Raw genomic sequence first — 25,592 nt, forward strand, 5'->3', positions numbered from 1 at the left:
TCAGGCTGCGGCCGTGGCCGTGGTCTTGACCGGGGTGCCCGAGGCCATGGCCTCGCCGCCCATCTGCACCGCCTTGACGATGTTCTGGTAGCCCGTGCAGCGGCACAGGTTGCCGTCGAGCAGTTCGCGGATCTCGGATTCGCTCGACTTGGGGTGGTGCGTGCACAGGTCGATGGCGCTCATGACCATGCCGGGGGTGCAAAAGCCGCATTGCAGGCCGTGGCACTCCTTGAAGGCGGCCTGCATCGGGTGCATGGTGCCGTCGGGCTGGGCCACGCCCTCGATGGTGGTGATTTGCGCGCCGGCCACTTGCCCGACCAGGATGTTGCACGACTTCACCGCGCGCCCGTTCAGGTGCACGGTGCACGCGCCGCATTGGGCGGTGTCGCAGCCGACGTGCGTGCCGGTGAGATGAAGATGCTCGCGGATCGCGTGCACCAGAAAAGTGTTGGGGGGAGCGTCGACCGTGGCCGGTCGGCCGTTGACCGTGAAAGCTACCTGCATTTGGCTGTCTCCGTTGAAGGTGATGGCTGGTTCAGCGAATGGCATCTTGGACGCCGGCCCCCTGCACTATCCTAGGCAAAACCCTCGCCGCTTGCGCAGTGCGCGCGAAATTCTCAAAATGAAACAACTTGCGGCCAGGCAAGCTCCATAAAAAGACGCCCCATCCGAGCGAATCGACCCGATGTCCGCCTCCACCGTTCCGTCCATCCCCGAGCGCTCCCTCGCCATTGCGCAAGCCCGCCGGGAGCTGATCCACGGGGAGGCCGCCCGCTCGCGAGGCACCGTGCGCATCGAGCCGTGGATCGTCCGCTCGTGGCAGCGCTGCATCGAGGCGGGGCGGCAGCCGCAGCAGCGCGTGAACTTCGACCCCGTGGCCCAGTCGGCCATTCGAGAGGTGGCCGAGCGCAACCGCGCCCTCCTCGCGGCGGCCCGTCCGGTGATCGAGCGGGTGTCCCGCGCCATTGCCGACACGCGCTATTTCGCGGTGCTGACCGACGCCAAGGGCATCGTGGTCGACGTGGGCCCGCTGCCCGACGGCACCGACACCTCCACCCGGTATGCCCGCCACATCGCGCGCGTGGGGGTCGACCTTTCGGAGCGCGCGGTGGGCACCAGCGCCATCAGCACTGCGCTGAGCGAGCAGGAATCGGTGTGGCTGCACCGCGGCGAACATTTCTTCGAGGACACCAGCATCTACAGCTGCGCCGGAGCGCCGCTCTTCGGTCCACAGGGCGACTGCATCGGCATGCTCGACCTGACCGGCGTCCAGGTGGTGGAACGGCCCGAGCTGCGGCACCTGGCCGTTCTATCGGCGCGCAGCATCGAGAACACGCTGGTGCTGAACGAGCCTTGCGAGCTGCGCCTGCATCTCTCCTGGCCAGGCTGCCCCGGCAACGAGGCGACCGAAGGCCTGCTGTGCATCGACGAGAGCGGCAACGTCACTGGCGCCAATGCCGCGGCGCGGCAGATGCTGCACCAGCCCCTGGCACGCGGCCAGCATGCGCTGCATTGCAACGACCTGTTCGCCCTTCCCCTGAACATGCTTTTCGACGCCGCCCGGCGCGGCGACGCCATGCTCGAAGTGCCGCTCTGGTCGGGCCTTCGCGTTCAGGTCGAGGCCCGGCGCGGTGGCAGGCGCTCGGCAGGTGCGGCGCCCGAATCCCAACCACGGCTGCGCGACGTGGAGACCGCATTGATCCGCAAGGCCGTGGCCGATGCCCGCGGCAACGTGGCAGAAGCCGCGCGAACCCTCGGTATCAGCCGCGCCACGGTCTATCGCAAGTTGTGGCGCGGGCGGCCCGCCGGGTCTGCCGACTGACCTGCGGCCTTCAGGCGCCGACCGGCACCTTGTCGAGGAAGCCGGTCACCGAGCGCAGCTTGCCGGCGTCAAGGTGGGCAAAATCGGTACCCTGGATCAGGTCTTCAGCCCCGGTGGGGCCAAGCGTCCAGGAAAAGCGCAGGTTGTCGCCGTGCGCCTCGGCATTGCCGAACAGGCTGAAGCGAAAGCCGGGGTAGCGCTGGTGCACGGCACCGACCAGCGCGCTGATCTGCTCGCGGCCGCTGGCCTGCGCCATCGGGTCCACGTAGCGCGCATCGGCCGTCCAGGCGGCTTCGATCAGCTCGGCCCGGCGTGCGGCATCGGTCTCGTTCCAGACGGCGATGTAGCGCTGGGCAATGGCGGTGGCGTCGTGTGCGGCGGTGTTCATGATGACGATTCCTTTCGAAGATCTCGACCCGCAACATCGCGGGGTGAAGGAATGGTCGCGCCGGGCGCTTCCGGCGTCGATGACCTGGGAGGTCATGGTGCGCACTGCAGCGGCTGCCGCCGCCTCAGGGTTCAGTTCGCCAGCGCGTTCGGAAAGAACAGCTGCTCGCCGCCGATCTTGTAGGCCGCAATGCTCTGCTGCCCCGCGGGCGAGATCACCCAGTCGACGAACTTCTGTGCGCCCTTGCTGTTGAGCGAAGGAAACTTGGCCGGGCTCACGACCATCACGCCGTACTGGTTGAAGAGCCGCTTGTCGCCCTCGACCAGCACCGCAAGATCGGCGCGGTTCTTGAAGCTGAGCCAGGTGCCGCGGTCGGCCAGCACGTAGCCGCCCGACGACGCCGCGATGTTGAGCGCAGGCCCCATGCCGCAGCCGCATTCCTTGTAGCCCGAGCCCTTGCGGTCGTTGGGCACGGGCTGGCCCGCTTCGGCCACGCCGGCTTGCGTCCAGAGGCGGCGCTCGGCGGCGTCGGTGCCGCTCTTGTCGCCGCGCGAAACAAATGGTGCGTTGGCCGCGGCAATCTTCTTCAGCGCGGCGGCAATGTCCTTGCCGCTGGCGCCCGCCGGGTCTGCCTTCGGTCCGACGAGCACGAAGTCGTTGTACATCACCGGATAACGCTTGGCGCTGAAGCCCTCGGCCACGAACTTCTCCTCGGCCGCCGTGTCGTGCACGAACAGCACATCGGCATCGCCGCGCTTGGCCATGTCGATGGCCTGGCCGGTACCCACCGCCACCACCTTGACGTCGATGTCGCTCGCCTTCTTGAAGGCCGGCAGCAGATGGGCGAACAGGCCCGACTGCTCGGTGGACGTGGTCGAGGCCATGGTGATGGTCTCGGCTTGCACGGCACCCGCGGCAACGAAGAAAACAGTCACTGCCAGCGAGGCCCGGATGCCCGCATTGCCGCGGCGCTTGAAAAACGGATTCATGCCAACTCTCCTTTGACGAACAAGCGGGCCTCTTCAGGCAGGGGCCCATGGAAAAAATCATGCACAGGCAAATCGGCCAGCACGCGGCCGTGCTCCAGGTAGACCACACGGCTGGCCAGGCGCTTCACTTGGCCGAGGTTGTGGCTCGCAAACACCAGCGTGCGGCCGACCGCGGCTTCGGCAATGAGCGTTTCGACCTCGCGCTTGGCGGTGGGGTCGAGGCTGGCGGTGGGCTCGTCGAGCAACAGCACCGCCGGATGCAGCGCCCAGGCGCGCGCCAGCGCCACCCGCTGCTGCTGGCCGCCCGACAAGGCGCGGGCATTCCGGCCGGCCAGGTCTTCGAGCCCCACGCGCGCCAGCGCCGGAATGGCGGCGCGGCGCGCATCGCGCCAGCGCGTGCCGCGCAGCCACAGCGCCATCGCCACGTTAACGACCACCGAGGCGCGCAGCATGTGCGGACGCTGGAACAACATGGCCTGATGGCGCCGCGGCGCCGCGCTGGTGAAGCTCCCGGCCGCATGCGGCACCAGGCCGTGCAGCAGCCGCAGCAGCGTGGTCTTGCCGCTGCCATTGGCGCCGATGAGCGCCACGCGCTCGCCGGCCGCAATGGTCAAGGTCGCGCCCTGCAGCGCCGCCACGCGCCCCAGGCGAACATCGACGCCGTACAGCGCGAACACGGTGTTGTCGGCGCTCGCCATCTGCACCTGTTCGTTCAAGGCCGCACCTCCGGCCGGCGCCAAGCCGCAAGGCCGCTGCCTTCGCCCCCGCCGCCGTCGACCCGTTCACGCCAGCCGCGAACGGCGGCAATGGCCAGGTTGAGCACCAGCACCACGCCCAGCAGCACGATACCCAGCGCCAGCGCCAATGGCAGGTCGCCCTTGCTTGTTTCGAGGGCAATGGCGGTGGTCATCACGCGCGTGAAGCCGTCGATGTTGCCGCCCACCACCATCACCGCGCCCACTTCCGAGACAGCGCGACCGAAGGCCGCGATGAGCACGGTGAGCAGCGCGTAGCGCTCGTCCCACACCAGCAGCAGCGCGCGCACCAGCGGCCCGGCGCCCAGCGAGCGCAGCTGCTCACCGTGCGCGCGCTCGGCGTCTTCGATGGTCTGGCGCGTGAGTGCCGTAACCACCGGCAGCACCAGCACCGTCTGCGCGAGCACCATGGCCTTGAACGAGAAAAGCCAGCCCAGGAACCCGAGCGGCCCGGAACGCGACAGCAGAAGGTAGATGACCAGCCCGACCACCACCGAGGGCAGCGCGAGCAGCGTATTCAGCACCGTGAGCAGCGCAGCCCGGCCACGAAAGCGCGCCACGCCCAGCCATGCCCCCAGCAGCAGGCCCAGCCCGCAGGCCAGTGCACAAGCACTGGCGCTGACCGCAAGCGACCGTCCGACGATGGCCAGCAGCACCGGATCGCCGGACACGAGCAGCTGCCAGGCCGCGACGGCGCTCTGTGCAAAGGTGTTCACGCGGCAGGCTTCATAGGTGGAAGCGCCGCAGTATCGGGGTGTACCTCCAATTACCTATGCAATTCTTTGCATAGGTGGCGGGACACCCGATTTGCTCAGATCGCGTCGAGCGGAAACACCGGCCGGCGCACTTTGGAAAACGGGAACAGGCTGTAGTCCGAACTGGTCACGCCTGGGCTGTCGCACTCGACCAGGGCGGCCGAGATCGGCTCGAACACCGGCCGACAATACATGCGCGACTTGAGCAGCAAGAACCGCTCTTTGCGCGGGTCGAGCCCCGCGCATTCGAAAACGCCGATGTCCCAAGGCTCCTGCGTTCGCTCGGTTACTACGATGCGTGCTGCCCCGATGTCGAACAGCACCGTGCGGCCCATGCTGCTGCGCTGGCCGGTGTAGGTGGGGCCGGTGATCACGTATTCGCCGTTGCTCACGGTGCGCACCGTGCCGGTCAGCGCAACAGGCTTCTTCGACAAGCCGATGCCTTCCAGCGACACCTTGTTGCCGAGCGCCACCGTCACCGTCGCGCCCTCGCCCGCCGCGATCAGCGCGGCCACCGCCTCGGGGTCGCACAGCGGACCGACGCCGATGCCGTCGAGCCCCTGCGCCAGCGCTTCCTGCAGCACGTCCATGGTGTCGCAGCTGCCGCCCGACATGCAGTTGTCGCCATGGTCGAGCAGCAGCACCGGACGCGTCGCGCCTTCGGCAACGGCCTTCGCACGGGCCACCGATTCAGCCAGCGGCTCGCTGCGGTAGATGAACGCCTCGCGCTCTTCCCACATCTGCGCCGCAATGCGGTCGGCCGTGGCCTGCGCGCGCTCGGGAGATTGCGCATCGACCGCCACCACGCTCATGCAGGGCGCCTCGATGTCCGACAACGAGAAGCCGGCAAAGATCGACACCGCAAGCGACTCCGACTTCTCGGCTTCGCGCGCCGCCTCGATGGCCCGCTGCATTGCGCCGGTGAACGATGCGCTGCGCAGCGTGTGCGCCATCAACGGCAGCGGGTGCCAGCGCATCTCGGGCTTGCTGCGTCCCGCGAGCAGATCGAACAGCAGCCGGCCGGCATGCTCGCCCGTCTCGTACATGTCGATGTGCGGATAGGTCTTGAAGCCGACGATCACGTCCGCATTGCCGACCATCGCGGGAGTGACGTTGGCATGCAGGTCGAGCGCCACGCCAATGGGCACGCCGGGTGCCGCGGCGCGCAGACGCACCAGCAGGTCGCCCTCCCCATCGGCGCTGTTCTGCGCCACCATCGCGCCGTGCAGGTCGAGCAGGATGGCGTCGCAGCCCGGCGCCGCATCGACGATGCACTGCGTGAGCACGGTGTAGGCCTGCGCATCGACCGGCCCGCTCGGATTGGCCGAGGCCGACACCGGCGTGACCACCGTCGCGCCCGCCTGCTCGGCCAGGTCGATGAAAGCCGACATCGCGGTGCGCATGCCCTTGTTGTCTTTGTAGGCCTGCTCGCCGAATGTGGGGCCGTCGGGCCCGAACGCCGCCAGCGGCGTGGGCACCGGCGAGAAGGTGTTGGTCTCGTGGTTGAGCCTTGCGATCAGCACCTTCATTGCGATGCCACTCCCGCGCTTTGCAGCATGGCCTGCAGCAGCACATTGCAGCCGGCCTCCAGGTGGTCGGGCTGCGCGTCCTCGATCTCGTTGTGGCTGATGCCGTCGAGGCACGGCACGAAGATCATTGCCGTGGGACACACGCGTGCGAGGTACACCGCGTCGTGCCCCGCGCCGCTGATCACGTTCATCCAGGTCATGCCCTGCGCCTGCGCGGCCTCTCGAATGGCCGACACCAGCGTGGGCGTGAAGGGCTGCGGCGGAAAGTAGACGACCTGCTCCACCGTGGCCTCGACCTTGCCCTTGGCGGCGATGCGCTGCACGGCCTCCTTCAGTTCGGCGTCCATGGCCGAAAGCACCACGTCGTCCGCCGCGCGCAGGTCAACGCTGAGCTTCACGCGTCCTGGAATCACGTTGCGCGAGTTCGGATAGTTGTCGATCCAACCCACCGTGCCGCGCGCGTGCGGGGCATGGGCCAGCGCGATGCGGTTGACTTCGATCACCAGCTCGGAAGCCGCGAGCAATGCGTCCTTGCGCAACTCCATGGGCGTGGGGCCGGCGTGGGCTTCCATGCCCTGCACCACCACGTCGTACCAGCGTTGGCCCAGTGCCCCCTCGACCACGCCGATGACGCGTTCATTCGCCTCGAGCACCGGCCCCTGTTCGATGTGCGCTTCGAAATACGCGCCCACCGGCGATGCCGCGGCCGAAGCCGGCGCGCTGCCTGCGTAGCCGATGGAAGCAAGCGCTTCGGCCACGCTGATGCCCTCGGTGTCGCGCTGCGCCAGCGCATGCTCGAGCGTGAAGGCATCCACGAACACGCCGGAGCCCATCATCACGGGCACGAAGCGCGAGCCCTCTTCGTTGGTCCACACCGCAATTTCCAGCGGCGCCTCGGTCACTACCTTGGCGTCGTTCAGGCTGCGGATCACCTCCAGCCCTGCCAGCACACCATAGTTGCCGTCGAACTTTCCGCCCGTGGGCTGGGTATCGATATGGCTGCCCGTAACCACCGGCGGCCGCGTGTTGTCGCGGCCCGCGCGGCGCGCGAAGATGTTGCCGATCTGGTCGACACGCACTTCGCAACCGGCCTCGCGCGCCCAGCGGGTAAAGAGGTCTCGGCCTTGCCTGTCGAGGTCGGTCAACGCAATGCGGCAGACGCCGCCCTTTTCGGTCGCGCCGAGCTTCGCCAGGTCCATCAGCGAGTTCCAGAGGCGCTTGCCGTCGATGCGGAGTTGGGTGGGTGAGTTCATGGCTTTTGCAAAAAGAAGAATGAATGCGCGAGGCCTCAAGCAAGGCCCACGCCCAGATAGCGGTCTTTCACATCGTGGTCGGCCATGAAGGCGGCGTTGCCGGCTTCGTGCACGATCACGCCCTGTTCCAGGATGTAGTGGCGGTCGGCCAGTTGTACGCAAACTTCCAGGTTCTGCTCCACCAGCAGAATGGCCACGCCAGCCGCCTTGATGAGCTTGAGCTGCGCGACGATTTCTTCCACGATGACCGGCGCAAGGCCTTCCACGGGTTCGTCGAGGATCAGCAGGCGCGGGTGGTTCATGAGCGCACGGCCAATGGCCAGCATCTGCTGCTCGCCGCCCGAAAGCTGTCCACCGCCGTTGCGGCGCCGCTCCTTCAGGCGCGGAAAGATGCGGTAGATGTCGTCCAGCTGCCAGGGCGAATCACGGCGCTGGCCGAGCAGCAGGTTTTCTTCCACGGTCAGCAGCTTGAAGACGCCGCGGTGTTCGGGCACCAGGCACACGCCGCGCGTGGCAATGCGGTGCGGCGGCATGCCCGCGATGTCCGAACCTTGAAAGCGCACGCGGCCACTGGTTGGCGTAACCGCGCCGGCAATGCTTTTGAGCGTGGTCGATTTGCCCGCGCCGTTGCGGCCGAGCAGCGTGACCAGTTCGGCTTCGCCCACATGCATCGACACGCCCTGCAGTACATGGCTCTTGCCGTAGTGCGCGTGCAGACCTTCGACTTCGAGGATGTTCGCGCTCATCGGGGCGCCTCCGTTCTCCGAGAGCCGGCCATGGCCCGGCTGTTGCCCCCTCTCCCGTCGGGGAGAGGGCTGGGGTGAGGGCCGGCGGCGATGGCAAAGGCGGTGCATGTGCGAAGGCCGCGGCCCTCACCGGAAACAGTGTTCCTCATGCCTTGCCCCCGGTGATCATGTTTCCCAGGTAGGCCGTGCGCACGCGCGCATCGGCCCGAATGTCGCCCGGCAACCCTTCAGCCAGCACGCGGCCCAGCTGCATCACCGTCACGGTGTCGGAAATGTCCATCACGATGTTCATGTTGTGCTCGATCAGCACCACGGTGTGCGCATCGCGCAGGCCGCGAATCAGCCGCTTCATGTCGTCCAGGTCGTCGATGCCCATGCCCGAGGTCGGCTCGTCCAGGAAGATGGCCTTGGGTTTCGCTGCCAGCGCCATGCCCACTTCGAGGCGGCGCTGCTGGCCATGCGAGAGCTCGCTGGCGGGCACATCGGCCAGCCGCGTGAGGCCCACGCGCTCCAGCACCTCGGCCACCGTTTCTGCGCAGGCGCGTTCGCCAACCGGCGCGCGCCAGCAGTTCATGGCCTGTCGCGGCGCAATGCCCTGCGCCGCCACGCGCAGGTTCTCGCGCACCGGCAAGCTCGCGAACAGGCTGGTCACCTGAAAAGAGCGCGCCATGCCGCGCTGCACGCGCTTGTGGTCGGGCTCGCGCGTCACGTCGTGGCCGTCGAACAGAATGCGGCCACCGGTTGCTGTGCCGGTGCCCGTGAGCATGTGGAACAGCGTGGTCTTGCCGGCGCCGTTCGGGCCGATGACCGAGTGCACCGTGTTGCGCCTGATCTTCAGGTCGACCCCGCCGAGCGCGGCGAACTTGCCGTAGTGCTTGGTAACGCCGATGGCTTCGATGAGTACCGGTTCTTCGCTCATGCCTTTTCTCCCTGGGCCGCGGTTGCTTGCAGCGCATTCTTGGTGGCCGCCTCCTTCCGGAACACACGGCGCCATACGCTTTCGCCCAGCCCCCACAGGCCGCGTTGCATGCCGATGCTCACGCCGATCAGCAAGAGCCCCAGCAACAACAGCCATCGCGGCCACAGCGTGGAAAGCCAGTCGGCCAGTACCACGTAGAAGGCAGAGCCCAGCACCGACGCGAACAGGTTGCCGGTGCCGCCGATCACGGTAATGACCAAAATCATTTCGCTCGTGTGGTATTCGGCATTCGACAGCGGCGCAATGCCGGTCATCATCGCGTGCAGTCCGCCCGCAAGGCCCGTGACGGCGCCTGAGATCACGAAGGCCAGCAACTTGAAGCGCTTTAGGTCGTAGCCCACCGCGGCGGCGCGGTCCTCGTTGTCGCGAATGGCGAGCAGCGTGCGGCCGAACACCGAGTCGGTCACGCGCAGCAGCAGGCCGAAGGCGATGAGGAACACCACCGCCACAAAGGCGTAGTACTTCCAGGGCGTGTCCATGAAGGCGGGGCGCGGCACGTCGAGCAGGCCGTTGTCTCCACCCGTGAGCCCCGAAGCGGTGTACGCCACAAAGTAGAACATCTGCGCAAAGGCCAGCGTGAGCATCACGAAGTAGGTGCCGCGCTGGCGGATGGCCACCCAGCCGACCAGCGCAGCGCCGAGCGCACCCATGGCAATGGCCGCAAGCAGCGCGAGCGGCATTGGCAACTGAAGCCGCGTGAGCAGGATTGCGATGGTGTAGCTGCCCAGCCCGAAGAAGATGCCTTGCCCGAACGAGAGCAGGCCCGTGTAGCCCAGCAGCAGGTTGCAGCCCAACGCGGCAAGCGCGTAGATCAGCACCTCGCTCGCGAGCGAACCCGAGCGCAGCACCAGCGGAAGGCCCAGCGCGACGATCAGCGCCAGGAGGAAAGTGATTTTTCTTGGCATGGCGATGTTCATCCTCTGCGGCCGAGCAAGCCATGCGGACGCAAGAGCAGCACGGCGCCCATTGCAACGTAGATCATCAGGCTCGCACCCGGCGGCCAGATGGTGCTCATCAGGCTTTGCACAATGCCGATGAGCAAGCCACCGACCAGCGCCCCGCCAAAGCTGCCGAGCCCCCCTATCACCACCACCACGAAAGCGACGCTGAGCGCTTCCACGCCCATGAAGGGCTCCGCGCCGCGGATCGGCGCGGCCAGCACGCCGGCCAGTGCCGCGGTAGCCGCGCCCAATGCGAACACCAGGCTGAACACGCGGAACACGTTGATGCCGAGCAGCGACACCATCTCGGTCGATTCGCTCCCCGCGCGCACCGCGCTACCGAGGCGCGTGCCTTCGAGCACCCACCACAGCAGCACCGCGAGCACGGCAGTAAAGCCGATCACGAACAGCCGGTACTTGGGATAGATGAAGCTGCCCCACATCACCACGCCCTGCAGCAGGTCGGGCGTCGGCACGCTGTTGCCGAGCGGCCCCCAGAACACGATGACGATCTCCTGCACCGCCAGCGCAAGCCCCACGGTCACGAGGATGTGGAACTCGTGCGCCTTGGCATACACACGGCGCAGCAGCAGCTTCTCGGCCAGCCAGCCCAGCGTGCCCACAAACAGCGGCACCAGCACCAGCGCGGCCCAGAAGTCGAGCCCCCACTGCATGGCCTGAAAGCACAGGTAGGCACCCAGCAGATAGAAAGCCCCGTGCGCAAAATTCACGAAGCGCAGCAGGCCGAACACGATGGACAAGCCAACGGCCAGCAGGAAATACAGCATGCCAATGCCGATTCCGTTGATGGTCTGGAGCAGGTAGACGGTCATGGGCGCGTCGGTGTCCTTTTGCGGCCTCAGGCCAGCTTGCAGCCGGTCTTGTCTACGGCAAGGAACGATTTGCCCGAACTCACCACGTCCACATAGTCGGCCGCGTTCTTCATCTTCGACTTGGCCTTGCCCTTGAGCAGGTAGTAGTCCTTGATGACCTGGTGGTCGGCCTTGCGGATTTCTTCGGTGCCGGTGAGCCCTTCGTACTTCATGCCTTCGAGCGCCGCGATCACGGCCTTCTGGTCCACGGTGCCGGCCTTGACGATGCCGTCGATGAGGATCTTGGTGCACACATACGAGCCCGCGAGGCTGTAGTTGGGCACGATCTTGAGCTTGTCGGCCGTGAGCTTCACCAGGTCCTTGTTGAGCGTGGTGTCTGCGGTGTGCCAGTACTGCGCGCCGAAGTAGACGCCGTCGCACAGGTCGGCGCCGAGTTCGTCGAACTGCTCCAGGCCCGAGGCCCAGGCCATGAGGATGGTCATGTTCTTGTGCATGCCAAAGCTCACCGCCTGGCGCAGCGCGGCCGACGATTGCGCACCGAAGTTCAGCAGCAGCAGCACGTCGGGCTTGGCCGCCATGGCGTTGGTGAGATAGCCGCTGAACTCTTTCTCGTTGAGCGAGTGGTAGCTGTTGCCCACGTGCTCGATGCCCTTCTCCTGAAAGATGTTCTTGGCCGCGCCCAGCAGGCCTTCGCCGAACACGTATTGCGGCGTGATGGTGTACCAGCGCTTGGCCTTGGGCATGGAGGCGATCAGCGGGCGCACGGTCTGTTCGATGGCGCCGAAGGTGGGCACCGACCAGCGGAAGGTGGCGGGGTTGCAGTCCTTGCCCGTAATTTCGTCGGCGCCCGCGGTGGTAATGAACACGCCGCCGGCCTTCTCGGCCTCCTTGCCCATGGCCAGCGCTTCGGACGACAGGATGCCGCCCGCGAAGAACTTGGCGCCCTGCTGCTGCGAGGCTTCCTGCACCTTGCGAACGGCGGTGGCCGGCTTGCCTTCGGTGTCGAGCACGGTGTAGGCCAGCGGGCGTTTGAGCACGCTGCCGTATTGCTCGATGGCCAGCTTCATGCCCAGGTCCGCGAATTTGCCGTTGGCCGCGAAGGCGCCCGACATGGGCACCGGGCAGCCGAAGCGGATCGCGTCAGCCGACTGGGCAAAGGCGGCGCGGCTGCCCAGGAGCGAGGCGGGAGCGGCCGACAGGGCGGCAAGCTGAAGAAGGTGTCTGCGTTGCATGGAATTCTCCGGACGTGGTTTGGGAGGTAAGAGAAAAGGTGCGGCCTCGGGTCGGCAGCAAATTTAAGCGGATAAATATGATTAATATGCTGGTAAAAACCCGCTAGCAATGGTCGTGCCAAAATTCGGGGAAGGTCCGGGCCCGATACCTGCTCCAGATGCCTCATCACTCTCGAAAATGATTCGCTACGCATGAAATCGACGCAGGACGCCATGGCATTCGGGCAGAACCGCCCCAAGCGGCAAAAGCTCTCCGACGTCATCGTCGAGGACGTCAAGCGCTGGATCGTTGCCGAGCGCAAGCAGCCGGGCGACCGGCTGCCGAATGAGAAGGAGCTGATCGAGCTCTTCGGATATTCGAAGAGCACGGTGCGCGAAGCTTTGAAGGCGCTGGAAGTGCGCGGACTCATCTCCATCCGCACGGGGCCGGGCGGCGGGGCCTATTTGCAGCAGGTGTCGGTCGACCACGCGTCGGAGCCGCTACGCAACTTTCTGCACTTTCACCACCTGGACGGCCACCACATCTATCAGCTGCGCAAGGTGCTGGAGCCCGAGTTGGCAGTGAGCGTGATCGGCAAGCTGACGCCCGAACATTTCGAACGGCTGGAAGCGAATGTGCGCCTTTGCACGCTGGAGCCCACCAACGAAGACGAACTGCGCACGCAGCGCGAGGCCGAGCTTGCGTTTCACACGATGCTGGCGGAGGCCTGCCCCAATCCGGTGCTGTCATTCATGTGCCGCTTCTTGAACGACCTGCTGCGAGACTTGGTGGTCTACAAGAAGGCGCTGGACCATCACCATTTTGGCGAGACCAATGTCGACTACCACACGCAGCTGCTGTCGGCTTACCGCCGGGAAGACGCGGATGAGGTGCGCCGGCTGATGGCCGAGCACATGATCGATGCCGAGGCGCACATGCATGAGATGGAGGCGCATATCGGGGCCAAGCATTTGCTGCTGCCTAGCGGGCAGCGCTGACCGGCCAGGTTGAGAGCAGGCCGTTTTTCTTGTCCCCTCTCCCCTCGGGGAGAGGGTTAGGGTGAGGGCCGCGGGCCTTAACACCCGCACGCCCTTTGCCATCGCCGAAGCCCTCACCCCAGCCCTCTCCCGCAAGCGGGAGAGGGAGCAAGAGAGGTCGCGCACAAGCTTTACTTGTGTGCCTTCTCCAAGCAGTCTTGAAACGCCAGCACAGCCCGCGAAGGCTTGGGCGACCGCCGCAGCAAGCTCACAAACCGGCACGCGTAGTTGAACCGAGCCGGCAGCACAGGCTTCATGAGCCCGCGCTCATCGAACACCTGCGCGTAGTGGTCAGGCAAAAAACCGAGAAATCGCCCCGACAGAATCAACGTCGCAATCGCCTCCTGGTCGAAGCCCGTCGCCTTGCGCGAGAGCTTGGCCCGGTGGCTCAGTTCCATATTGGGCGAGTGGTAACCCAGGCCCGCGAAGTGGTGCTCCCGCAGCTTGGCCCAGGTGAGCTTTGCGTTGTTGCTGTCGAAGAGCGGATGTCCGTTGCCGCAGTAAAGCAGCATCGTCTCGTCGAACAGATCGGCGTACACCAGGCTTTTCGAGGCGCGGTGCGCGGGAATGATGCCGATCTGGAAATTGCCCTCCAGCACGCCCTGCTCTATGGCGTTGATCGAGCCTACATGCACCGCCAGGTTCACCTCCGGCGCCATCTCGGTGAAGCGCGCAATGGCATCGCCTATGCGCGCCTTCGGGTTGGTGGCTGTCTTGTCGAAAAGCGCCACCTCCAGCTGCCCGCCCATGCGGTTGTGAATGTCGTCGATGCTGCCGCGAAAGGCGTCGACCGAGGCCAGCAGCCGCAGGGTTTCGTCGTACACCCGCTGGCCTTCGGCCGTGAGCGCAAAGCCCGCCCGTCCGCGTCGGCACAGCACCAGCCCGAGCCGCGTCTCCAGGTCTTTCACGTGCCGGCTCACGGTGGAGGTGCCGATGTTCAGCTCCAGCTCCGCTGCCGCCATGCCGCCGCAATCGACCACGCTCTTGAACACCTTGAGCAGGCGCAGGTCCATGTCGCTGAGCTGCCCCAGAACGGCGCGGTTGCGCGTGCTTTGTGCACCGTTTTGTGCACTGTTTTGGGCTTTGGCTTTTACTTGCATGAAACGTCAAGTGAACATTGATATTGCGCCATTCTCCACACTGAAGGCCATGCCAACAATCGGCACACCTCATCACCCTTCTGGAGCCCGCCCTGCGCGGGAAGCGCCATGACCCTTGCAACACCCGCCATCGAACCGACGCCCGCCCTGCGTACCGACGCCGCATGGCTCGACGCGCACTGGATGCCCTACACCGGCAACCGCAACTTCAAGGCCGATCCGCGCATGATCGTGGAGGCCAAGGGCGCCTACTTCACCGATGGCGACGGCCGCAAGATCTTCGACGGCCTTTCGGGCTTGTGGTGCTCGGGCCTCGGCCATGGCCGCCCCGAAATCACCGAGGCGGTGAGCCGACAGATCGCCAAGCTCGACTACTCACCCGCCTTCCAGTTCGGCCATCCGCTCTCTTTCGAGCTGGCCAACAAGATCAAGGAACTGACGCCTGCGGGCCTGGACTACGTGTTCTTCACCGGCTCGGGCTCCGAAGCCGCCGACACCTCGCTGAAGATGGCGCGCGCCTACTGGCGCACCAAGGGCCTCGCCAGCAAGACGCGCCTGATCGGCCGCGAAAAGGGCTATCACGGTGTCAACTTCGGCGGCATTTCGGTGGGCGGCATCGCGGCCAACCGCAAGCTCTTCGGCCAGGGCGTGGAAGCCGACCACCTGCCGCACACGCAGATTGCGGCCAACGCTTTCACACGCGGCATGTCGGAGAACGGCGCCGAGCTGGCCGACCGCCTGCTCGACCTGATCGCGCTGCACGATGCATCGAACATTGCGGCGGTGATCGTCGAGCCGTTTGCAGGTTCGGCCGGCGTGGTGATTCCGCCCAAGGGTTACCTGAAGCGGCTGCGCGACATCTGCACGGCGAACAACATCCTGCTGATCTTCGATGAAGTGATCACCGGTTTCGGCCGCTGCGGCGCGCTCACGGGTGCCGAGGCTTTCGGCGTGACACCCGACATCATGAACATTGCCAAGCAGGTGACCAACGGCGCGCAGCCGATGGGCGCGGTGGTTGCCAGCAAGGACATCTACGACACCTTCATGGCAGCCGGCGGCCCCGACTACATGCTCGAGTTCCCGCACGGCTACACCTACGGCGCGCACCCGGTGGCCTGCGCCGCCGGCATTGCGGCGCTCGACGTGCTGCAGAAGGAAGACATGATCGGCCGCGTGAAAACGCTTGCACCGCATTTCGAGAACGCGGTGCACAGCCTCAAGGGCAGCAAGCACGTCACGGACATCCGCAACTACGGCCTGGCTGCCGGCATCACCATTGCCGCGCTGCCGGGTGAACCGGCGCGCCGCCCGTACGAGATCGCGATGAACTGCTGGAAGAAGGGCTTCTACGTGCGCTACGGCGGCGACACGATCCAGCTCGCGCCGCCCTTCATTGCGGAAAAGGGCGAGATCGACCGCCTGATCAACGCGCTGGCCGACGCTCTGGCCGAAACGAACTAGCGCACGGCGGCAGGCGGTTGGCGATGGGCGGCTCTGCATAATGAGCCGGCCTTCATTTCCCTCCTGCCAACCCCCGTGCAACAGATCGACCTTTCCTACGCGATCCGTCCCCGCCGCAGCGGTTCGCGGCAGATTCGCAATCCGCTGATGCAACTGCTGCAGGCGGTGCGCGAGCACGGCTCCATCTCGGCCGCGGCGCGCGCGCTCGGCCTCTCCTACCGCCACGTGTGGGGTGAGCTCAAGCACTGGGAACAGACGCTCGGCCATGCACTGGTGCAGAGCGAGCAGGGCCAGCGGGCGCAGCTTTCCGAATTCGGCGACAAGCTGCTGTGGGCCGAGCGCCAGGCGCAGGCGCGACTGGCACCGCAGATCGAGGCACTGCACGCCGAACTCGAGCGTGCCTTCGCGCTCGCCTTCGATGACCGCACCCATGTGCTGAGCCTGCAGGCAAGCCACGACGATGCTCTGGCGCTGCTGCGCACCCATGCGGCGGGCACTGTGCAGCTGCACCTGGACATTCATTTCACGGGCAGCGTCGACGCGATACGCGCGCTGAACCAGGGCCGCTGCGTGATGGCGGGCTTTCACACGCTGGAGCATCCGCCGCAGGGTTCGCTGGCACAGCGCACCTACCAGCCGCTGCTCAAGCCCGGGCAGCACAAGCTCATCGGCTTTGCGCGGCGCACGCAGGGGCTGCTCGTGGCGCCCGGCAATCCGCTGCGACTGCGCTCGCTGGCGGATGTGGCGCGGCTGCGCGCACGCTATGTGAATCGCACGATCGGCACCGGCACGCGCGTGCTGCTCGATGAGCTGCTGTCGCAAGCGGGCCTCGATGCCGCTGCGCTCATGGGCTATGAACGCTGCGAAACCTCGCATGCCGCCGTGGCGCACGCTGTGGCTTCGGGACAGGCCGATGCCGGACTCGGGGTTGAATCGGCGGCCCACGCCGAAGGCCTCGGATTCGTGCCGCTGGTGCATGAGCGCTATCACCTGGCCTGTCTGAAGTCGGCACTCGATCAGCCCGCTACGCGGGCGCTGGTGGCGGTGCTGCAGAGTGCAAGCTGGCAGCACCTGCTCGGCACCTTGCCCGGCTACCAAGCCGCGAACAGCGGCGAAGTGCAGTCGCTGCGCGAGCTGCTCCCGTGGTGGACCTTCCAGCGCGAGAAGGCGCACAAGCATTGAAATTGCCGGCAAAGGCAACGCCGGCCGGCCAATAAGTTAAGGTTGTGCCCATGACGGATGCTGTGCACAGCGACATTCCGGCCCGGCTCGACCGCCTCCCCTGGTCTCGCTGGCACTGGCGCGTGGTGATCGCGCTCGGCGTGGCCTGGGTGCTCGACGGCCTCGAAGTGACCCTGGTCGGCTCCATAGGCGCCGTGCTCGAGAGGCCCGACACACTGGGCCTCAGCGCCGCCCAGATCGGCTGGTCGGGTTCGATCTACATTGCCGGCGCGGTCATCGGCGCCCTGCTCTTCGGCCGGCTGACCGACCGGCTCGGGCGCAAGAAACTCTTTCTCGTCACGCTGGTGGTCTACACGCTGGGCACGCTGGCCACCGCGTTCTCGCCGGATTTCGCCTTCTTTGTGCTCTGCCGTTTCATCACGGGGCTGGGCATCGGCGGCGAATACGCGGCCATCAACTCGGCCATCGACGAACTCATTCCGGCCCGCGTGCGCGGCCGCGTGAACCTTGCCATCAACGGCAGCTTCTGGATTGGCGCAGGGCTGGGAGCCGCGCTCAGCCTGGTGCTGCTCGATGCGCGCGTGATCGGGCCGGTATGGGGCTGGCGCGCGGGCTTTGCGCTGGGTGCGATGCTGGCAGTGGCCATCTTGCTGGTGCGGCGCAACGTGCCCGAGAGCCCGCGCTGGCTGATGGCGCACGGCCGCGCCGACGAGGCGCTGCGCATTGTCGAAGCCATCGAGGCTGAAGTGCAGGCGCAGCATGGGCAGCTGCCTGCCGCGCAGGGCCGCGTCGCCTACGTTGGGAATCGCCGGAGTCCAACAATGCGCGAAGTGGCGCACGTGCTGCTGCGCCGCTACCGTGAGCGCAGCGTGGTCGCGGTGGCGCTGATGGTGTCGCAGGCCTTCTTCTACAACGCGATCTTCTTCACCTATGCGCTGGTGCTCACGCGCTTCTACGGCGTGGCCGAAGACAACGTGGCGCTGTATATCTTTCCGTTCGCGCTCGGCAACGTGCTGGGGCCGCTGCTGCTGGGCCCGCTGTTCGACAGCGTGGGCCGGCGCAAGATGATTGCGCTGACCTATGTGCTGGCCGGCGTCGGGCTCGCGCTCACCGGCTGGGCCTTCATGATGGGCTGGCTCGACGCGCGCAGCCAGGCGCTGTGCTGGTCGGCGGTGTTCTTCCTGGCCTCGGCGGCGGCCAGCTCGGCCTATCTCACTGTCAGCGAAGTGTTCCCGCTCGAGATGCGCGCGATGGCCATCGCCATCTTCTACGCCATTGGCATGGGCGCGGGCGGCTTCGTGGCGCCGGTGCTGTTCGGCGCGCTGATCGAAACCGGGAGCCGGGGCGCCGTGATGGTGGGCTATCTCATCGGCGCGTCGCTGGTCATCGTCGCGGGACTGCTGGCGCTGCGCTATGCGGCCGACGCGGAGCGCAAACCGCTGGAGGAAGTGGCGCCGCCGCTGTCGTCAGGTGACGGCGGCCATTGAAGCGGCGCAGATGCGCGAGGGCTCGGGGAGAGTCACAGACTGCAGGTCCGGAAGCCGAAGAAACCGTCGTCGCGGCCCGGCAAGGCGAACCCGCGGCGGCGTGGTGAGCGCAGGCGTGCCCGGGTCGCGAAAGACGCGCCGCGCAGCACGCGGGCCTGGCCGAACGCAGGGGTCGGGTCGAACTCTCCGCCCCCGCTCCACGGGTCGGCCCTGAAGCCGGGCCATGGCCGCAGCGTACCCGCCGTCCATTCGTGCACGTCGGCCCAACGAAAGCCGCGCCGCGCGGCGGTGTGCGCCGCAATCTCCCATTCGACCTCGGTTGCGATGCGCCGGCCGGCCCAGCGCGCCCAGGCGTCGGCCTCCCACCAGCTCAGGTGAACGGCGCCGTGGTGGCCGGCCGCACGCACGGTTGCACCGAAACGGTGCTGAAGCACCGAGCCGCCGGTGCCGTTGCGCGCGGCGCCGATCTGCTCGACATGCCGCGGCCCGCGGCGCCCATCGATCTGCGCGGAAAGCCAGCGCCAGCCTTCGGGGTGCCAGAGCTCCTCGCGGTCATAGCCGCCTTCGTCGACGAACTCGATGAACTGGTTCCAGGTCACGGGCTGGGCATCGATCTCGAATTCGGGCACGTCGACGCGGTGCGCACCCTGCTCCTGCGCAAAGGCGAATCCGCCGCCGGCCGGCAGGCCGAGCTCCCATTGCGTGGAAGGCAGCACCAGCGGCTCGCGCGTGACCGAAACCGGCAGCGGCTCGATGCCGAGGGAGAGCCCCAGCGTCTGCGCCATCACGATGAACTGCTCGCCGCGCAGGTCCTCATGGAAAAGCGCAAGGCGGTAGAAGTACAGGCCAGGGTCCGTCTCGGCCGCATGCTCGAGCAGCTCGAGCGTGCTTTCCAGTGTTTCGAGCAGGTAGGCCTTGGTCTGGCCGAGGTCCGGCAGGCCGGGCGACCAGATCCGCTCCCGCGTGGCCTGGGCGGGGTCCCACCAGCTGTCGGCATGCGGATCGATGGCGGCCAGCCGCGTCGGGCGCACCGGGCAATCGGCGCCGAAGGCACGCTGCGTGTTGCGGCCGATCCACCATTCGGCAAACCAGCCGATATGCCCGGCCAGCCAGACCGGCGGCACCACGCCCGCGTCTTCGGTGCGTGCCACCGCAAGATCGGGCGAACCCAGCGCCTCTTCATAAAGCGACAGCAGGTGAAGCGTGTGGTTGCGCGCGTCCATGAGGGCCAGCGACAGCAGCTCGCGGCCGGCTCGCCGCATGTCGGGCGAATCGATGGAGTGCGGCAGGCCCGTGGGCAGCAGGGGCGGCGACGATGGCATGTTTCATTATGGCGAGCCGCGGCACCAGCGTGGCGCACGGCGGGCGCGTCTACGGGAATACACCGCCCGGCCCCGCCTGAAAACGGCTTCCCGCGCCGATAAAATCGCGCGTCCGCAAAAGCTCCGACCGCCGCCTGCCGGCCGAGTCCGGGCCGCTTCTGCATCCAAGCATCCATTCTTCTGGAGAAGAGCATGAATTTCCTGCTCAGATTTTCGCGCGCGGTCGATTGGCTGAACGGCCAGATCGGCAAGTACGTGATCTGGCTCATCCTTGCGTCCACGGTCATCAGCGCCCTGAACGCGGTAGTCCGCAAGGCCTTCAACATCAGCTCCAACGCTTATCTCGAGGTTCAGTGGTACCTGTTCGCGGCATCGTTCCTGATTGCCGCGGGCTACACGCTGCTGAACCAGGAGCACGTGAAGGTCGACGTACTCGCCGGAAAGCTGTCCAAGCGTGGGCAGATCTGGATCGACATCATCGGCTTTGTCTTCTTTCTCACCCCGTTCTGCCTGGCCGTGCTCTGGTACGGCATTCCGTTCTTCATGCAGGGCTACCGCTCGGGCGAAATGTCGAACAACGCGGGCGGCCTGATCCGCTGGCCGATCTACGCAATGATTCCGCTCGGCTTCGGCTTGCTGATGCTGCAGGGGTGGTCCGAGCTGATCAAGCGCATTGCCTTCCTGCAGGGCCGCATCGAGGACCCGACGGCCAAGCGTGGCGAAAAAACGGCTGAAGAAGAGCTCGCCGAGTCGATCCGCCGGCTGGCCGAAGCCCAAACCAAATCCAGCTGAACCGGACCATCATGGAATTCATCATTCAGAACTACGCCCCGCTGATGTTCGCGGGCCTGATCTGCTTTCTGCTGGTCGGTTTCCCCGTTGCCTTCAGCCTTGGCGCCTGCGGCCTGTTCTTCGGCTTCGTCGGCATCGAACTCGGCTTGCTGCCCGAGGCGCTGCTGCAGGCCATGCCGCTGCGGCTCTTCGGCATCATGCAGAACGACACGCTGCTGGCCATTCCGTTCTTCACGCTCATGGGGCTGATCCTCGAGCGCAGCGGCATGGCCGAAGACCTGCTCGAGACCATCGGCCAGCTGTTCGGCCCGATTCGTGGCGGCCTGGCACTGGCCGTGGTGTTCGTGGGCGCGCTGCTCGCGGCAACCACCGGCGTGGTGGCTGCATCGGTGATCTCGATGGGCCTGATCTCGCTTCCGATCATGATGCGCTACGGCTACGACCGGCGCCTGGCGACGGGCGTGATCGCGGCCTCGGGCACGCTGGCGCAGATCATTCCGCCTTCGCTGGTGCTGATCATCCTGGCCGACCAGCTTGGCCGCAGCGTCGGCGACATGTACAAGGGCGCCTTCCTGCCCGGCTTCCTGCTGATGGGCATGTACGCGCTCTACGTCATCCTGCTCGCGGTGTTCAAGCCGGCATGGGTGCCGGCGCTGCCGCCGGAAGCACGTACGATGCGCGAAGACAACGGCAAGAGCGGCGGCCCCTCGCTGCTGGTGCTCACCGCGGTCTGCGTGGTTGCGTCGGTGTGGTTCGCACGGCACATTGCCGACATCCACACGTGGTGGAAGGGCGAAGAAGTCACGCGCGTGGCCACCGACGAGACCATCGTCGTCTCCATGTGCGCCGGCGTGCTGCTGGCGCTGGTCATCGCGGTCATCAACCGCGTCACGCGCCTGGGCCTGCTCTCGCGCATGGCCGAGCGCGTGACCTTCGTGCTCATTCCGCCGCTGCTGCTGATCTTCCTGGTGCTCGGCACCATCTTCCTGGGCGTTGCAACGCCCACCGAAGGCGGCGCCATGGGTGCCATTGGCGCACTCATCATGGCCATGGTGCGCGGGCGCATGAGCATGTCGCTGCTCAAGCAGGCGCTCAACACCACCACCAAGCTGTCGTGCTTCGTGGTGTTCATCCTGATCGGCGCAACGATCTTCGGCCTGGTGTTCCAGGGCGTGGACGGACCGCGCTGGGTCGAGCACCTGCTGGCCAAGGTGCCGGGCGGCCAGCTGGGCTTCCTGATCGTGGTGAACGTCATGGTGTTCTTCCTGGCGTTCTTCCTCGACTTCTTCGAGTTGTCGTTCATCGTGGTGCCGCTCTTGGCCCCGGTGGCCGACAAGCTGGGCATCGACCTGATCTGGTTCGGCGTGCTGCTGGCGGTGAACATGCAGACCTCGTTCATGCATCCGCCGTTCGGCTTTGCGCTCTTCTACCTGCGCAGCGTGGCGCCGACCAAGGCCTACAAGGACCGCGTCACGGGCCAGATGATCGAGCCCGTCACCACGATGCAGATCTACTGGGGTGCCGTGCCGTTCCTGCTGATCCAGCTGACGATGGTGGGCCTGATCATTGCGTTCCCGGGCATCGTGTCGAGCGGGCTGGACGAAAAAGAGGTCTACGACCTCGACAAGGTCATGCGCGAGATGGAAGCCAACATGCCGGGCTCTGCGCCCGAGATTCCCGCCCCCGAAGTGCCGGCGCCCGACGCGGGCACCGCGCCTGCACCGGAGTCCGGAGCCTCCGCGCCCGCGGGCGGTGCAGCGGCTCCGGCGGCCGAGGACGATCCGATGAAGGCCATGCTGGAATCGATGGAGCGGGAAAAGAAGTAAGCCCCCTCGCCCGTCCCCAGGGCCTGCGCACCGCGCAGGCCTCAGACAAAAAAAAGCCCGCGCGATGCGGGCTTTTTCTTTGCCGGGCCGAAGCCGCGTATCAGAGCTTCTGCTTGGACATGAAGTTGTCGAAAGCCGATTCGGCGAAGCGGAACCACAGCACCTGGTCGCGCTGGAACGTGCGCAGGTCGGCGTAGATCTTCTTCCACTCGGGGCTCTTGGCATCGTTCTCTGCGAACACTTCCATCGAAGCCTTGAAGGACGCGTCGAGCACGGCCTGCGAGAACGGCAGCACCTTGGTCTTGGACGCCACCAGTTGCTTCAGCGCCGTGGGGTTCAGCGCGTCGTACTTGGCGAGCATGTCGGACGAAGCGACGGCCGCGGCGGCTTCCACGATGGCCTTGTTCTCTGCCGAGAGGCCGTCGAACGCCTTCTGGTTGATGAAGAAGTCCACTTCAGGACCGCCTTCCCACCAGCCGGGGTAGTAGTAGAACGGCGCAACCTTGTTGAAGCCGAGCTTCTGGTCGTCGTAAGGACCGACCCATTCGGCCGCATCCAGCGTGCCCTTTTCGAGCGACTGGTAGATCTCGCCGCCGGGAATACTTTGCGGCACCGCGCCGAGCTTGGTCATCACGTCGCCGATGAGGCCGCCGCCCAGGCGCATCTTCATGCCCTTGAAGTCGGCCGGCGACTTGATTTCCTTGCGATACCAGCCGCCCATCTGGCAGCCCGTGTTGCCGCCGGCAAGGCTCAGCATGTTGTATTTGGCGTAGAACTCGTTCATGAGCTTGCGGCCGTTGCCGTGCATCATCCACGCGTTCATCTGGCGCGAGTTCAGGCCGAACGGAATGGCCGAGCCCAGCGCGAAGGCGGGGTTCTTGCCGTAGAAGTAGTAAGGCACGGTGTGGCACATCTCGACCGAACCGTTTTGCACGCCGTCCACCACGCCGAAGGGAGGCATCAGCTCGCCGCCGGCGTGAACCGAGATCTCGAACTTGCCGCCCGACATGGCCTTGACTGCCTTGGCAAACACTTCCGCGCCGCCGTAGATGGTGTCCAGCGACTTGGGGAAGCTGGAGGCGAGGCGCCAGCGGACGGCGGCTTGCGCATGAACTGCGGGCGCAATGCCGGCGGCCAGAACGCCGGCGATGCCGGCGTTTTTAATGAGGGAACGACGATCCATTGAAATTCACTCCGAGTGCATTGGAAAAAACGAAACGCGGCTTGTGGCCGCGTCGACGACTTTCGTAAGTCGTGGCGATTGTAAAAACCTGCTTACAGGCGGCCCGCCGGGGTTTACCCTGCGACGGAACCGAAGCGCCGAGCGATCGAGGCTTCGATGCCCGCTGCGTCGAGGCCGATGGACGCGAGCAGCTTGGCCGGATCGCCATGCTCGATGAAGCGGTCGGGCAAGCCCAGCTGCAACACCGGCTTCTGCACGTTGGCCGCCAGCAACGCCTCGAGCACCGCGCTGCCCGCGCCACCCATGACGGCGCCCTCCTCGAGCGTGACGATGGCGTCGTGCGTGCCAGCCACCTGCAGCAGCAGTTCGACGTCGAGCGGCTTGGCCCAGCGCATGTTGACCACCGTGGCGTCGAGCGATTCGGCTGCCGTGAGCGCCGGGTACAGCAAGGTGCCGAACGCGAGGATCGCAATGCGCTTGCCTTCGCGGCGCACTTCGCCCTTGCCGAACGGCAGCGCATCGAGTGCCAGGTGCGGCGTGACGCCGGCACCCGCCCCTCGCGGATAGCGCACCGCCACCGGATGGTTCTGTTCGTAGGCGCTCGACAGCAGCTGGCGGCATTCGCGCTCGTCGGCCGGGCACGCAATGCTCATGTTGGGAATGCAGCGCAGGAACGGGATGTCGTACGCGCCCGCATGCGTGGCGCCGTCGGCACCCACCAGGCCCGCGCGGTCGAGCGCAAACACCACGGGCAGGTTCTGGATTGCCACGTCGTGAATCAGCTGGTCGTAGGCGCGCTGCAGAAAGGTCGAATAGATGGCAACCACCGGCTTCAGGCCTTCGCATGCAAGGCCGGCCGCAAACGTCACGGCATGCTGCTCGGCAATGCCGACGTCGTAGTAGCGGTCGGGAAAGCGCTGCTCGAACTCGACCAGCCCCGAGCCTTCGCGCATGGCCGGCGTGATGCCCACCAGGCGGCCGTCATGGGCCGCCATGTCGCACAGCCATTGGCCGAAGACCTGCGTGAAGGTCTGCTTGGCCACGGCGGCGGGCTTGACCAGCCCCACCTGAGGATCGAACTTGCCGGGGCCGTGATAGGCCACCGGGTCGGCCTCGGCCAGCTTGTAGCCCTGCCCCTTCTTGGTGACCACGTGCAGGAACTGCGGGCCGTCCAGGTGCTTGAGGTTCTCGAGCGTGGGCACCAGCGAATCGATGTCGTGCCCGTCGATAGGGCCCACGTAGTTGAAGCCGAACTGCTCGAACAGCGTGGCCGGAACCACCATGCCCTTGGCATGCTGCTCGAAGCGCTTGGCCAGCTCGAACAGCGGCGGCGCGGCGCGCAGCACGCTCTTGCCCACGTTCTTGGCGGCGGCGTAGAAGTTGCCGCTCATCAGCTGCGCAAGGTAGCGGTTGAGCGCGCCGACCGGCGGGCTGATCGACATGTCGTTGTCGTTCAGGATCACCAGAAGCTTGCAGTCGCACACGCCGGCGTTGTTGAGCGCCTCGAAGGCCATGCCCGCGGTGAGCGCGCCGTCGCCGATGATGGCCACGGCATGACGGTCTTCGCCCTTTTGCTTGGCCGCCATGGCCATGCCCAGCGCGGCCGAGATGCTGGTGGACGAATGCGCGGTGCCGAAGGTGTCGTATTCGCTTTCGCTGCGCTGCGGAAAGCCCGAGATGCCGCCGATCTGCCGCAGCGTGGGCATGCGCTCGCGCCGGCCCGTGAGTATCTTGTGCGGATAGGTCTGGTGGCCCACGTCCCACACCAGGCGGTCGTGCGGCGTGTTGAACACATGGTGCAGCGCGACCGTGAGCTCCACCGTTCCAAGGTTGGAGCTCAGGTGCCCGCCGGTGCGCGAAACGTTGTCGAGCACGCAGGCGCGCACTTCGTCGGACAGCTGCTTGAGCTGGGCCCGGTCGAACTGGCGGATGGGCGAGGGATCGTGGAGCGTGGGAAGCAGCGGGGCCATGGGAGCGTCGTGGTTCTTCTTGTCCAT

The 25,592-nt window shown here is 66.2% G+C and carries 23 protein-coding genes; 7 read left to right on the forward strand and 16 right to left on the reverse strand.

Going from position 1 to position 25,592, the window contains the following annotated elements; translation table 11 throughout:
* Positions 1-504: a (2Fe-2S)-binding protein gene (locus V9L21_RS02860; protein WP_157612977.1), complete on the reverse strand. Its 504-nt coding sequence runs from the start codon at positions 502-504 to the stop codon at positions 1-3.
* 181 nt (positions 505-685) lie between these two features.
* Here V9L21_RS02860 and V9L21_RS02865 point away from each other — a divergent pair, with 181 nt between their 5' ends.
* Positions 686-1,822: a helix-turn-helix domain-containing protein gene (locus tag V9L21_RS02865; protein ID WP_337308996.1), complete on the forward strand. Its 1,137-nt coding sequence runs from the start codon at positions 686-688 to the stop codon at positions 1,820-1,822.
* 10 nt (positions 1,823-1,832) lie between these two features.
* On the opposite strand, the gene V9L21_RS02870 is transcribed toward V9L21_RS02865, so the two are convergent.
* The 11 genes from V9L21_RS02870 to V9L21_RS02920 form a co-directional block, all read right to left on the reverse strand.
* Positions 1,833-2,210, reverse strand: coding sequence for a nuclear transport factor 2 family protein (locus tag V9L21_RS02870; protein WP_337308998.1), 378 nt, complete (start codon positions 2,208-2,210; stop codon positions 1,833-1,835).
* 131 nt (positions 2,211-2,341) lie between these two features.
* Positions 2,342-3,199 carry a substrate-binding domain-containing protein gene (locus tag V9L21_RS02875; protein WP_337309000.1) on the reverse strand — a complete coding sequence of 286 codons (858 nt, stop codon included), beginning with the start codon at positions 3,197-3,199 and terminating at the stop codon, positions 2,342-2,344.
* Positions 3,196-3,897, reverse strand: a complete 702-nt coding sequence (locus tag V9L21_RS02880; protein ID WP_337309576.1) for an ABC transporter ATP-binding protein — start codon at positions 3,895-3,897, stop codon at positions 3,196-3,198. Before V9L21_RS02880 ends, V9L21_RS02875 begins: the two co-directional genes overlap by 4 nt.
* Positions 3,898-3,911: 14 nt before the next feature.
* On the reverse strand, positions 3,912-4,670 hold the full coding sequence (locus tag V9L21_RS02885) for an ABC transporter permease (protein ID WP_157612973.1): 759 nt from the start codon (positions 4,668-4,670) through the stop codon (positions 3,912-3,914).
* Positions 4,671-4,765: 95 nt separating this feature from the next.
* The gene (locus V9L21_RS02890; protein ID WP_337309002.1) at positions 4,766-6,238 is read right to left on the reverse strand and encodes a M81 family metallopeptidase; all 1,473 of its coding nucleotides are present in this window, start codon (positions 6,236-6,238) and stop codon (positions 4,766-4,768) included.
* Positions 6,235-7,491 carry a Zn-dependent hydrolase gene (locus V9L21_RS02895; protein WP_337309005.1) on the reverse strand — a complete coding sequence of 419 codons (1,257 nt, stop codon included), beginning with the start codon at positions 7,489-7,491 and terminating at the stop codon, positions 6,235-6,237. Before V9L21_RS02895 ends, V9L21_RS02890 begins: the two co-directional genes overlap by 4 nt.
* Positions 7,492-7,526: 35 nt before the next feature.
* Positions 7,527-8,237, reverse strand: coding sequence for an ABC transporter ATP-binding protein (locus tag V9L21_RS02900; protein WP_337309007.1), 711 nt, complete (start codon positions 8,235-8,237; stop codon positions 7,527-7,529).
* A 145-nt stretch (positions 8,238-8,382) separates the two neighbouring features.
* Positions 8,383-9,156 carry an ABC transporter ATP-binding protein gene (locus tag V9L21_RS02905; protein WP_337309009.1) on the reverse strand — a complete coding sequence of 258 codons (774 nt, stop codon included), beginning with the start codon at positions 9,154-9,156 and terminating at the stop codon, positions 8,383-8,385.
* Complete coding sequence (locus V9L21_RS02910; RefSeq protein WP_337309011.1) at positions 9,153-10,121, reverse strand: branched-chain amino acid ABC transporter permease; 969 nt, start codon at positions 10,119-10,121, stop codon at positions 9,153-9,155. Before V9L21_RS02910 ends, V9L21_RS02905 begins: the two co-directional genes overlap by 4 nt.
* A gap of 8 nt (positions 10,122-10,129) precedes the next feature.
* Positions 10,130-10,990 (reverse strand): branched-chain amino acid ABC transporter permease, encoded by an 861-nt coding sequence (locus V9L21_RS02915; RefSeq protein WP_337309013.1) that lies wholly within the window; start codon positions 10,988-10,990, stop codon positions 10,130-10,132.
* A gap of 26 nt (positions 10,991-11,016) precedes the next feature.
* Entirely contained in the window at positions 11,017-12,222 is a 1,206-nt protein-coding gene (locus V9L21_RS02920) for an ABC transporter substrate-binding protein (protein WP_337309015.1), read from the reverse strand.
* Between the two features lie 192 nt (positions 12,223-12,414).
* Here V9L21_RS02920 and V9L21_RS02925 point away from each other — a divergent pair, with 192 nt between their 5' ends.
* Positions 12,415-13,200, forward strand: coding sequence for a FadR/GntR family transcriptional regulator (locus V9L21_RS02925; RefSeq protein WP_337309017.1), 786 nt, complete (start codon positions 12,415-12,417; stop codon positions 13,198-13,200).
* A 170-nt stretch (positions 13,201-13,370) separates the two neighbouring features.
* Here the strand turns inward: V9L21_RS02925 and V9L21_RS02930 are convergent, their stop codons facing one another.
* Entirely contained in the window at positions 13,371-14,339 is a 969-nt protein-coding gene (locus V9L21_RS02930) for a LysR family transcriptional regulator (RefSeq protein ID WP_337309019.1), read from the reverse strand.
* A gap of 108 nt (positions 14,340-14,447) precedes the next feature.
* Here V9L21_RS02930 and V9L21_RS02935 point away from each other — a divergent pair, with 108 nt between their 5' ends.
* From V9L21_RS02935 to V9L21_RS02945, 3 genes are all read left to right on the forward strand, one after another.
* Positions 14,448-15,803 carry an aspartate aminotransferase family protein gene (locus V9L21_RS02935; protein WP_337309022.1) on the forward strand — a complete coding sequence of 452 codons (1,356 nt, stop codon included), beginning with the start codon at positions 14,448-14,450 and terminating at the stop codon, positions 15,801-15,803.
* A gap of 75 nt (positions 15,804-15,878) precedes the next feature.
* Positions 15,879-16,985: a substrate-binding domain-containing protein gene (locus V9L21_RS02940; protein WP_337309024.1), complete on the forward strand. Its 1,107-nt coding sequence runs from the start codon at positions 15,879-15,881 to the stop codon at positions 16,983-16,985.
* A 50-nt stretch (positions 16,986-17,035) separates the two neighbouring features.
* Positions 17,036-18,472, forward strand: a complete 1,437-nt coding sequence (locus tag V9L21_RS02945) for an MFS transporter (RefSeq protein ID WP_337309026.1) — start codon at positions 17,036-17,038, stop codon at positions 18,470-18,472.
* Positions 18,473-18,504: 32 nt separating this feature from the next.
* Here the strand turns inward: V9L21_RS02945 and V9L21_RS02950 are convergent, their stop codons facing one another.
* Positions 18,505-19,794, reverse strand: coding sequence for an SUMF1/EgtB/PvdO family nonheme iron enzyme (locus tag V9L21_RS02950; protein WP_337309028.1), 1,290 nt, complete (start codon positions 19,792-19,794; stop codon positions 18,505-18,507).
* 192 nt (positions 19,795-19,986) lie between these two features.
* Between V9L21_RS02950 and V9L21_RS02955 the strand changes: the two genes are divergently transcribed.
* Positions 19,987-20,586: a TRAP transporter small permease subunit gene (locus V9L21_RS02955; RefSeq protein WP_258504994.1), complete on the forward strand. Its 600-nt coding sequence runs from the start codon at positions 19,987-19,989 to the stop codon at positions 20,584-20,586.
* A gap of 11 nt (positions 20,587-20,597) precedes the next feature.
* Positions 20,598-22,412, forward strand: coding sequence for a TRAP transporter large permease (locus tag V9L21_RS02960; RefSeq protein WP_337295444.1), 1,815 nt, complete (start codon positions 20,598-20,600; stop codon positions 22,410-22,412).
* Between the two features lie 100 nt (positions 22,413-22,512).
* On the opposite strand, the gene V9L21_RS02965 is transcribed toward V9L21_RS02960, so the two are convergent.
* Both V9L21_RS02965 and dxs read right to left on the reverse strand, forming a co-directional pair.
* Positions 22,513-23,595 carry a TRAP transporter substrate-binding protein gene (locus V9L21_RS02965; protein ID WP_126749767.1) on the reverse strand — a complete coding sequence of 361 codons (1,083 nt, stop codon included), beginning with the start codon at positions 23,593-23,595 and terminating at the stop codon, positions 22,513-22,515.
* Between the two features lie 113 nt (positions 23,596-23,708).
* Positions 23,709-25,565 carry a 1-deoxy-D-xylulose-5-phosphate synthase gene (gene dxs / locus V9L21_RS02970; protein WP_337309579.1) on the reverse strand — a complete coding sequence of 619 codons (1,857 nt, stop codon included), beginning with the start codon at positions 25,563-25,565 and terminating at the stop codon, positions 23,709-23,711.
* Positions 25,566-25,592: the final 27 nt, after the last annotated feature.

The sequence above is a fragment of the Variovorax sp. CCNWLW235 genome, from assembly GCF_037204085.1.
Lineage (GTDB): Bacteria > Pseudomonadota > Gammaproteobacteria > Burkholderiales > Burkholderiaceae_C > Variovorax.